At 72.3% G+C, this 9289-nt stretch carries 8 protein-coding genes; 2 read left to right on the top strand and 6 right to left on the bottom strand.

Features of this window, described 5'->3' with window-relative positions:
- Positions 1 to 113: 113 nt before the first annotated feature.
- From ACFC0Z_RS32095 to glmS, 3 genes are all read right to left on the bottom strand, one after another.
- Positions 114 to 1562: an NAD(P)H-hydrate dehydratase gene (locus ACFC0Z_RS32095; protein WP_376445440.1), complete on the bottom strand. Its 1449-nt coding sequence runs from the start codon at positions 1560 to 1562 to the stop codon at positions 114 to 116.
- A gap of 427 nt (positions 1563 to 1989) precedes the next feature.
- A complete protein-coding gene (locus ACFC0Z_RS32090; RefSeq protein ID WP_376445437.1) occupies positions 1990 to 2358 on the bottom strand; it encodes a holo-ACP synthase in 369 nt (122 codons plus the stop codon).
- Positions 2359 to 2386: 28 nt separating this feature from the next.
- Entirely contained in the window at positions 2387 to 4234 is a 1848-nt protein-coding gene (gene glmS / locus ACFC0Z_RS32085; RefSeq protein WP_376445434.1) for a glutamine--fructose-6-phosphate transaminase (isomerizing), read from the bottom strand.
- 239 nt (positions 4235 to 4473) lie between these two features.
- Between glmS and coaA the strand changes: the two genes are divergently transcribed.
- Entirely contained in the window at positions 4474 to 5604 is a 1131-nt protein-coding gene (coaA, locus tag ACFC0Z_RS32080) for a type I pantothenate kinase (RefSeq protein WP_376445431.1), read from the top strand.
- A gap of 26 nt (positions 5605 to 5630) precedes the next feature.
- Entirely contained in the window at positions 5631 to 6581 is a 951-nt protein-coding gene (locus tag ACFC0Z_RS32075; RefSeq protein WP_376445428.1) for a DUF389 domain-containing protein, read from the top strand.
- A gap of 97 nt (positions 6582 to 6678) precedes the next feature.
- Here the strand turns inward: ACFC0Z_RS32075 and glmM are convergent, their stop codons facing one another.
- From glmM to rplM, 3 genes are all read right to left on the bottom strand, one after another.
- Positions 6679 to 8046 carry a phosphoglucosamine mutase gene (gene glmM, locus ACFC0Z_RS32070; protein ID WP_376445425.1) on the bottom strand — a complete coding sequence of 456 codons (1368 nt, stop codon included), beginning with the start codon at positions 8044 to 8046 and terminating at the stop codon, positions 6679 to 6681.
- Positions 8047 to 8225: 179 nt separating this feature from the next.
- A complete protein-coding gene (gene rpsI, locus ACFC0Z_RS32065; RefSeq protein WP_188269149.1) occupies positions 8226 to 8738 on the bottom strand; it encodes a 30S ribosomal protein S9 in 513 nt (170 codons plus the stop codon).
- 44 nt (positions 8739 to 8782) lie between these two features.
- On the bottom strand, positions 8783 to 9226 hold the full coding sequence (rplM, locus tag ACFC0Z_RS32060; protein ID WP_055641831.1) for a 50S ribosomal protein L13: 444 nt from the start codon (positions 9224 to 9226) through the stop codon (positions 8783 to 8785).
- Between the last annotated feature and the right edge of the window lie 63 nt (positions 9227 to 9289).

The raw sequence follows: 9289 nt of genomic DNA, 5'->3' as shown, positions 1-9289 counted from the left end.
TGAGGCGCGGGGTCCGGGGCGGAGCCCCGGTTTCGGGAAGGGGCGGGGTGGGGGAGACGCCCGCCGCAGGCGCCCCGCCCCCGGCCCCGCCCCCGCCCCGCCCCTCCGGCCCCCTACTCCCCCGCCGTCACGTCCCGCCAAGCCCCCCGCAACGCCCCCGCCACCTCCGTCGCCGTGATCGGCCCGCCCCCGGCCGAAGCGCGCCGGGCCGCCAGCCCGTGGAGGTACGCCGCGCAGGACGCCGCGTCGAGCGCCGGCAGCCCCGCCGCGAGGAGGGAGCCCGCGAGGCCGGACAGGACGTCGCCGCTGCCCGCCGTGGCGAGCCAGGGGGTCCCGGTCGGGTTGACCCGTACGGCTCCGGTGCCGCCCGCCCCGCAGACCAGGGTCGTCGCCCCCTTGAGGAGTACCGTCGCGCCGAAACGGCCGGCCAGTTCGCGGACGGCGGCGAGCCGCCCCGCCTCGACGGCGTCCCGCGACACGCCGAGGAGCGCGGCGGCCTCCCCCGCGTGCGGGGTGAGGAGGGTCGGCGCGCGCCGGGCCCGTACCGCCTCCGGATCGAGCGCGCGCAGCCCGTCGGCGTCGACGAGGACGGGCACGTCGGAGGCGAGGACCTCGCTAACCGCGACGACGGGCCCGGGCCCCTCCCCCAGCCCCGGCCCGACGACCCAGGCCTGGACGCGCCCGGCCTCCTGCGGCCGCCCCGAGTGGACGAGGGTCTCGGGGTGGGCGGCGAGGACGGTGTCGCCCGCGGGACCGACGTACCGCACGGCCCCCGCGCCGCCGCGCAGCGCGCCCGCGACGGCGAGGACGGCGGCACCGGGGTAGCGGGAGGACCCGGCGACGACGCCGAGGACCCCGCGCCGGTACTTGTCGCTGGCCGCGCCGGGAACCGGCAGCAGGTGGGCGAGGTCCTGGTGCTGGAGCGCCTCGATCTCGGGGACGCCGGGAAGGAAGTCGGCGAGTCCGATGTCGACGAGGCGGAGGGCTCCCGCGTACTCGCGGGCGGGGTCGACGAGGAGACCGGGCTTGTAGGCCCCGAACGTGACGGTCGCGTCGGCTCGCAGGGCCTCGCCGGTGACCTCGCCCGTGTCGGCGTCGACGCCGCTCGGGAGGTCGACCGCGAGGACGACGGCGTCGGAGCCGCGCGCGGCGCGGGCGAAGGGAACGGCCTCGGGGCGGAGCCCGCCGCGCCCGCCGATGCCGGTGATGCCGTCGACCACGAGATCGGCGACGGCGAGGACGTCGAAGGGGTCGTCGACCACCCGCCCGCCGGCCGCCTTCAGCGCGGCGAGGCCACCGTCGTGGGCCTTGCTCCCCAGGAGTACGGCGCTGACCCCGGCGCCGCGGCGGGCGAGCCGGGCCCCGGCGTAGAGGGCGTCCCCGCCGTTGTCCCCGCTGCCGACGAGCAGGACGACCCGCGCCCCGTACACCCGAGGCAACAGCCCCCGGCAGGCCGCGGCGAGCCCGGCGGCGGCACGCTGCATGAGCGCCCCCTCCGGGAGCCGCGCCATGAGTGCGGCCTCGGCGGCCCGGACGGTCTCGACGCGGTAAGCGGTACGCATGCTCAGCAGTCTGCCGCAGCGACGCGGGGGGCGCCGCTGGGCGGGGCGGCGGGTCGGCGGGGGCCGCTGCGCGGGGCCTCCACCCCACCCCGCCCCTTCCCGAAACCAGGGGCTCTGCCCCCGGACCCCCGCGCCTCAAGCGCCGGCGAGGCTGGGGTGCCGGGGCTGCGCCCCAGGCCCCCGGTCCGCAGACGCCCGACGGGCTGAAGCGTTCGGGGCTCCGCCCCGGACCCCGCGCCTCAAACTCCGGCGGGGCTGGATTTTCCGCCCTGCGGGCGGAAACTCAGCCCGCCCGGCGCTTGAGGGCACGGCCGCCAGGCCGTACGGGGGTCCGGGGGCCTGCCCCCGGTTTCGGGAAGGGGCGGGGTGGGGGAGACGCCCGCCGCAGGCGCCCCGCACCCGCACCAAGCCCCCCCGTCCCCGCTCCCTACCCCTCCGCAATCACCACCGCCGACGCCACCCCCGCGTCATGGCTCAACGACACATGCCAGTGCCGAACCCCGAGCTCCGCCGCCCGCGCCGCCACCGTCCCCCGTACCCGCAGCCTCGGCTGCCCCGTCGGTTCGACGTATATCTCCGCGTCGGTCCACAGCAGCCCGCCCGGCGCGCCGAGCGCCTTCGCCAGGGCTTCCTTCGCGGCGAAGCGGACCGCGAGGGAGGCGATGCCGCGCCGTTCCCCGCTGGGGAGCAGCAGCTCCTGTTCGACGAAGAGGCGCTGGAGCATCGCCGGAGTCCGTTCGACCGACGCGGCGAACCGGTCGATCTCCGCCACGTCGATCCCCACCCCAATGATCATGGCGTCACTCTCGCACGGGCCGCGCGCCTCACTCCACCGTCACCGACTTGGCCAGGTTCCGCGGCTGGTCCACCTCGTTCCCCCGCGCCGTCGCCAGCTCGCAGGCGAACACCTGGAGCGGCACGGTGGAGACCAGCGGCTGGAGCAGCGTCGGCGTGGCCGGGATGCGGATCAGGTGGTCGGCGTACGGGACGACCGCCTCGTCGCCCTCCTCCGCGATGACGATCGTCCGCGCTCCCCGTGCCCGGATCTCCTGGATGTTGGAGACGATCTTTCCGTGGAGGACGGACCGGCCCTTGGGCGAGGGGACGACCACGACGACCGGCAAGCCGTCCTCGACGAGCGCGATCGGCCCGTGCTTGAGCTCTCCCGCCGCGAACCCCTCCGCGTGCATGTACGCGAGCTCCTTGAGCTTCAGCGCGCCTTCGAGGGCCACGGGGTAGCCGACGTGCCGCCCGAGGAACAGCACGGTGTCCTTGTCGGCGAGGGAGCGCGCCAGGGCCCGTACGGGTTCCATCGTCTCCAGGACCCGTTCGACCTCGTCGGCGATCCGGGCGAGCTCGCGCACGACGGCGTGGATCTCGTCGCCCCACTTGGTCCCCCGTACCTGCCCGAGGTACAGCGCGAGCAGGTAGCAGGCCACCAGCTGGGTCAGGAAGGCCTTGGTCGAGGCGACGGCGACCTCGGGCCCGGCGTGCGTGTAGAGGACCGCGTCCGACTCCCGCGGGATCGTCGACCCGTTCGTGTTGCACACGGCGAGCACCTTCGCGCCCTGCTCGCGCGCGTGCCGCAGCGCCATCAGCGTGTCCATGGTCTCGCCGGACTGCGAGATGGCGATGACCAGCGTCCGCTGGTCGAGGATCGGGTCCCGGTAGCGGAACTCGCTGGCGAGCTCGACCTCGCAGGGGATGCGGGTCCAGTGCTCGATGGCGTACTTGGCGATGAGCCCGGCGTGGAAGGCGGTGCCGCAGGCGATGACGACGACCTTGTCGGCCTCGCGGAGCACCGCGTCGGGGATGCGCACCTCGTCGAGGGTGAGCCGCCCGGAGCCGTCGATCCGCCCGAGGAGCGTGTCCGCGACGGCCTTCGGCTGTTCGGCGATCTCCTTGAGCATGAAGGAGGCGTAGCCGCCCTTCTCGGCGGCCGAGGCGTCCCAGTCGACGTGGTACGCCCGCACCTCGGCGGGCGCGCCCTCGAAGTCGGTGACGGTGACGGCGTCCCTGGTCAGCTCGACGACCTGGTCCTGTCCGAGTTCGATCGCGGACCGGGTGTGGGCGATGAACGCGGACACGTCGGAGGCGAGGAAGTTCTCGCCCTCGCCGACGCCGACGACGAGCGGCGAATTCCGCCGGGCGCCGACGACGACGTCGGGCTGGTCGGCGTGGACGGCGACCAGGGTGAAGGCGCCGTCGAGCCGTCGGCAGACGAGCCGCATGGCCTCGGCGAGGTCTCCGACGGAGGAGAACTCCTCGGCGAGGAGGTGGGCGACGACCTCGGTGTCGGTCTCGGAGGCGAGGTCGTGGCCGCGCTCGGCGAGCTCCTCGCGGAGGGCGGCGAAGTTCTCGATGATGCCGTTGTGGACGACGGCGACGCGCCCCGCGTTGTCGAGGTGCGGGTGCGCGTTGACGTCGGTCGGCCCGCCGTGGGTGGCCCAGCGGGTGTGTCCGATGCCGACGGAGCCGCCGGCGAGGGGCCGGTCGAGGAGCTCCTTCTCCAGGTTGACGAGCTTGCCCGCCTTCTTCGCCGCGGCGAGGCCTCCGTCGGAGAGCACCGCGACTCCGGCCGAGTCGTAGCCCCGGTATTCGAGCCGCTTGAGGCCCGCGACCACCACGTCAAGCGCCGACTGCCCGCCGGCGTAACCCACGATTCCGCACATGTCGGAAGCGTAGGGCGCGGGGTGCCCGGAAGGCAGGAGTCTGCGGGGTTCGGCGCCCCGCGCGTTCAGGTGACACCGAGGAGCGGGGGTGACCACCGGCCGAGCCGCAGGAGCACCCCCCGCCGAACCGGAGGAGCACCCCCTGCCGAATCCCGCCCCTCCCCCGGATGACCGTGGCATGACCACCGCGTGACCGACCCCACGACCCACGCGCGCCTCCGACCCCCGACAATGGCGGGGTGATCAGTTCGCCGCCACGAAGCGCCAACGGAGACGGTTCCCCCGACGGGGGCGGCTCCGCCAACGGAGAGTGTCCCGCCGAGGACGACTGTCCGGGCCAAGCGACCCCCCGCAAGGACACCTGCCACGGCAGCGGCAGCGGCAGCGGCAACCGCAACGGCAACGGCGGCGCCTCCCACCGCCGCCCCTCCGAGCCGACCCCCTACGTCGACTTCACCCGCGCCGAGTGGAGCGCGCTCCGCGACAAGACCCCGCTCCCGCTCACCGCCGACGAGGTCGAGCGGCTCCGCGGCCTCGGGGACGTCATCGACCTCGACGAGGTCCGGGACGTCTACCTCCCGCTCTCCCAGCTGCTCAACCTGTACGTGAAGGCCACCAGCGGCCTCCGCGGCGCCCTGAACACCTTCCTCGGCGAGAACGCCGAGCAGCGCGGCACCCCCTTCGTCATAGGAGTCGCCGGCTCCGTCGCCGTCGGCAAGTCGACGGTCTCCCGCCTCCTCCAGGCCCTCCTCGCCCGCTGGCCCGAGCACCCCCGCGTCGAGCTCGTCACCACGGACGCCTTCCTCTACCCGATGGAGGAGCTCAAGGCCCGCGGCCTGATGTCCCGCAAGGGCTTCCCCGAGTCGTACGACCGCCGGGCGCTCACCCGCTTCGTCGCGGACGTCAAGGCGGGCAAGGACGAGGTGACCGCCCCGGTCTACTCGCACCTGATCTACGACCGGGTCCCCGGCGAGCGGCTCGTCGTCCGCCGCCCGGACATCCTCATCGTCGAGGGCCTGAACGTCCTCCAGCCGGCCCTGCCCGGCAAGGACGGCCGCACCCGCGTCGGCCTCGCCGACTACTTCGACTTCTCGGTGTACGTGGACGCCCGCGCGGAGGACATCGAGCGCTGGTACCTCAACCGCTTCCGCAAGCTCCGCGACACCGCGTTCCAGGACCCGTCCTCGTACTTCCAGCGTTTCACGCAGGTCTCCGAGGAGGAGGCGATGGAGTACGCCCGGACGATGTGGCGGACCGTCAACAAGGTCAACCTCCTGGAGAACGTGGCGCCGACCCGGGGCCGCGCGACGCTCGTCGTCCGCAAGGGCCCTGACCACAAGGTTCGCCGCCTCAGCCTGCGCAAGCTCTGACGGTCTGCCGGCCGTAAGCTCGGGCCATGTTGCATCTACGGATGATCGTCCCGGGGGACCGCACGAAGGCCGTGGTCGCGCTGATCGAGTCGACGGTCGGCACCACGCACCTCGTGGTGCTGCCGGGCGTGGCCAGGGAACCCGTCGGCGACCTCGTGCTGTGCGACATGGCGCGCGAGTCGGCCGACGAACTCCTGCACGGGCTGAGGGAGATGCAGATCGACCGGGACGGGTCGATCTCGGTGGAGAACATCGACCTGTCGATGTCCACGCGAGCGGACGCGGCCGAGGAGGACGCGCCCGGCGAGGGCGCGGACGCCGTCATCTGGGAGCAGCTGGCGGAGGCGACGCACGAGGAGTCGACGCTCTCCTTCACCTATCTCTCCTTCATGGGGCTCGCGACGATGATCGCGGCCTGCGGCGTCGTCCTGGACAACGCGATCCTGATCGTGGGCGCGATGGCGGTCGGTCCCGAGTTCGGCCCGCTCGCGGGGGTGTGCACGGCGATCGTGCAGCGGGCTCCGAGGCTCGCGGCCCGTTCCCTGATGGCCCTGCTGGTGGGCTTCGTGACCGCCATCCTGGCGACGACCCTGTTCAGCCTGGTGATGGACGTGCTGGGCCTGTTCGAGGATTCCATGCTCGACGCGGAGCGTCCGCAGACCAGCTTTATCTGGCAGCCCGACCTGTTCTCGTTCGTGGTGGCACTCCTGGCCGGAGCGGCCGGCACCCTCTCCCTGACCTCGTCCAAGTCGGGCGCTCTGGTGGGAGTCGCGATCTCGGTGACGACGGTCCCGGCGGCCGCGAACGCCGCGGTGGCACTCAGCTACGGCGAGCTTGCCCAGATGGGCGGTTCGATCGTCCAGCTGCTGCTCAACCTGTTCGGGATCATCCTGGCGGGCACGGCGACCCTGGCCTTGCAGCAGCGGCTGTGGCATTCCCACCGGGGGAGCCTCAAGCGACGGCTGCGCAGGGGCTGACCCCGGCAGGGCCACACGCCAAAGGGCCCGCCGTACCGGATTCCGGTACGGCGGGCCCTTTCACCAGTGCGCCCTTACGCGGGCGCGTGACGGCGCCTCAGGAAGACAGCCCCAGCGCGCTCTTCACGACGTCCGCGAGCCGCTGCGCGACCGCGCGCGCCTGCTCGATGTCGGCGGCCTCGACCATGACGCGGACCAGCGGCTCGGTGCCGGAGGGGCGCAGCAGGACGCGGCCGGTGGTGCCGAGCTCGCGCTCGGCCTCGGCGACGGCCGTGGCGAGTTCGGCGGAGGTGGAGACGCGGGACTTGTCGACGTCCTTCACGTTGATGAGGATCTGCGGCAGGCGCTCCATGACGCCGGCGAGCTCCGCGAGGGACTTGCCGGTGGCCGCGATGCGGGCGGCGAGCATCAGGCCGGTGAGGGTGCCGTCGCCGGTGGTGGCGTGGTCGAGCACGATGACGTGCCCGGACTGCTCGCCGCCGAGCGCGTAGTCGTTCACCTTCATGGACTCCAGGACGTAGCGGTCGCCGACCGCCGTCTGGACGAGGTTCAGGCCCTCGCGCTCCATGGCGAGCTTGAAGCCCAGGTTCGACATGACGGTCGCGACGACCGTGTCTCCGCGCAGGGTGCCGGCCTCGCGCATGGCGAGGGAGAGCACGGCGAGGATCTGGTCGCCGTCGACCTCGTTGCCCGCCGCGTCCACGGCGAGGCAGCGGTCGGCGTCGCCGTCGTGGGCGATGCCGAGGTCGGCGCCGTGCTCGACGACGGCGGCGCGGAGCAGGCCCAGGTGGGTGGAGCCGCAGCCGTCGTTGATGTTGAGGCCGTCCGGCTCGGCGCCGATGGTGACGACCTGGGCACCGGCCCGGGTGAAGGCCTCGGGCGAGACGCGGGAGGCGGCGCCGTGGGCCTCGTCGAGGACGATCTTGAGGCCGTCGAGACGGTTCGGGAGGACAGTGAGCAGGTGGGAGACGTACGTCTCGAAGCCCTCGTCGTAGTCGCGGACGCGGCCGACGCCGGCACCGGTCGGGCGGGTCCAGGGAGCACCGGTGCGGTGCTCCTCGTAGACGGCCTCGATCTTGTCCTCGAGCTCGTCGGCGAGCTTGTGGCCGCCGCGCGCGAAGAACTTGATGCCGTTGTCGGGCATCGCGTTGTGGCTCGCGGAGAGCATGACGCCGAGGTCGGCGCCGAGAACGCCGGTGAGGTGGGCGACGGCGGGGGTGGGGAGGACTCCGACACGGAGCACGTCGACACCGGCGCTGGCGAGACCGGCCACGACGGCGGCCTCCAGGAACTCGCCCGACGCGCGCGGGTCACGGCCGACCACGGCAGTCGGGCGGTGCCCCTCGAAGGTGCCCGCCTCGGCCAGCACGTGCGCCGCCGCGACCGACAGGCCGAGCGCGAGCTCCGCCGTCAGGTCCGCGTTGGCGACACCGCGTACGCCGTCCGTGCCGAAGAGTCGTCCCACAGCTGTCCTCCGAGATACGTGCCCAAGCCGATGAAAGCCGATGAGGCTTATGAAGCCGATGAAGCCGATGAAGCTTGTGATGAAAGAAGGGTGCAGAAAGAAGCGCTTACGAAAAAACGTACGCCCCGACGGCACGGGCAGTGCCGCCGGGGCGTACGCAACAGTCCGAGCAGGCGTGATTAGCGCTTGCTGTACTGCGGGGCCTTACGGGCCTTCTTGAGACCGGCCTTCTTGCGCTCGACCGCACGGTCGTCGCGGGAGAGGAAGCCGGCCTTCTTCAGCGCCGGGCGGTTGTTCTCGACGTCCGCCTCGTTCAGCGCACGGGCAACGCCGAGGCGCAGGGCGCCGGCCTGACCGGAGACACCGCCACCCGCGATGCGGGCGATGACGTCGTAGCGGTTGTCGAGCTCGAGCACCTTGAAGGGCTCGTTGACTTCCTGCTGGTGCACCTTGTTGGGGAAGTAGTCCTCAAGGGTGCGACCGTTGATCTTCCACTTGCCGGTGCCCGGAACGATCCGGACGCGGGCGATGGCGTTCTTGCGACGGCCCAGGCCGGCGGCCGGCTGCGGGTCGCCGAAGCGGGACGCGAGCGACTCGGAGGTGTAGTCACCCTCGACGAGCTCGGTCTCGGTGGTGTACTCCTCAACGCCCTCGAACTCGTCGACGGGGGTCTCGGGGGTGGTCTCGGCCACGATTCTCCTCAGATTTCTTTCGTTCTTAGGGGGTGTGGCCGGAACTACTGCGCGACCTGGGTGATCTCGAACGGAACCGGCTGCTGGGCAGCGTGGGGGTGGTTCTCGCCCGCGTAGACCTTCAGCTTCGAAAGCATCTGACGGCCCAGGGTGTTCTTGGGGATCATGCCCTTGATGGCCTTCTCGACGGCCTTCTCGGGGTTCTTGTCCAGCAGCTCGTCGTAACGGACGGAGCGCAGACCACCCGGGAAGCCGGAGTGGCGGTAAGCCAGCTTCTGGGTCTTCTTGTTGCCGGACAGGTGGACCTTGTCAGCGTTGATGATGATGACGAAGTCGCCCATGTCCATGTGCGGGGCGTAGACCGGCTTGTGCTTGCCTCGCAGGAGGTTCGCGGCCGTGGTCGCCAGACGGCCCAGGACGATGTCCTGCGCGTCGATGATGTGCCACTGGCGAGTGACATCGCCGGGCTTGGGGCTGTACGTACGCACTTCGTAGCCTTCGCTTCTTCAGTGGATGGAGTCCAGACACACCTGAAGCGATCATGCAGCTGG

Source organism: Streptomyces sp. NPDC056144 (genome assembly GCF_042264145.1).
Classification (GTDB): domain Bacteria; phylum Actinomycetota; class Actinomycetes; order Streptomycetales; family Streptomycetaceae; genus Streptomyces.
Note: the sequence above shows the minus strand (reverse complement) of the source record. Positions and strands in the feature narration are given on the sequence as shown.

What these genes read in the sequence shown, in the direction of transcription:
- ACFC0Z_RS32090 (WP_376445437.1), bottom strand. Translation starts at nt 2,358, where the DNA reads ATGATCATTGGGGTGGGGATCGACGTGGCGGAGATCGACCGGTTCGCC.
- glmS (WP_376445434.1), bottom strand. Translation starts at nt 4,234, where the DNA reads ATGTGCGGAATCGTGGGTTACGCCGGCGGGCAGTCGGCGCTTGACGTG.
- ACFC0Z_RS32075 (WP_376445428.1), top strand. Translation starts at nt 5,631, where the DNA reads ATGTTGCATCTACGGATGATCGTCCCGGGGGACCGCACGAAGGCCGTG.
- ACFC0Z_RS32095 (WP_376445440.1), bottom strand. Translation starts at nt 1,562, where the DNA reads ATGCGTACCGCTTACCGCGTCGAGACCGTCCGGGCCGCCGAGGCCGCA.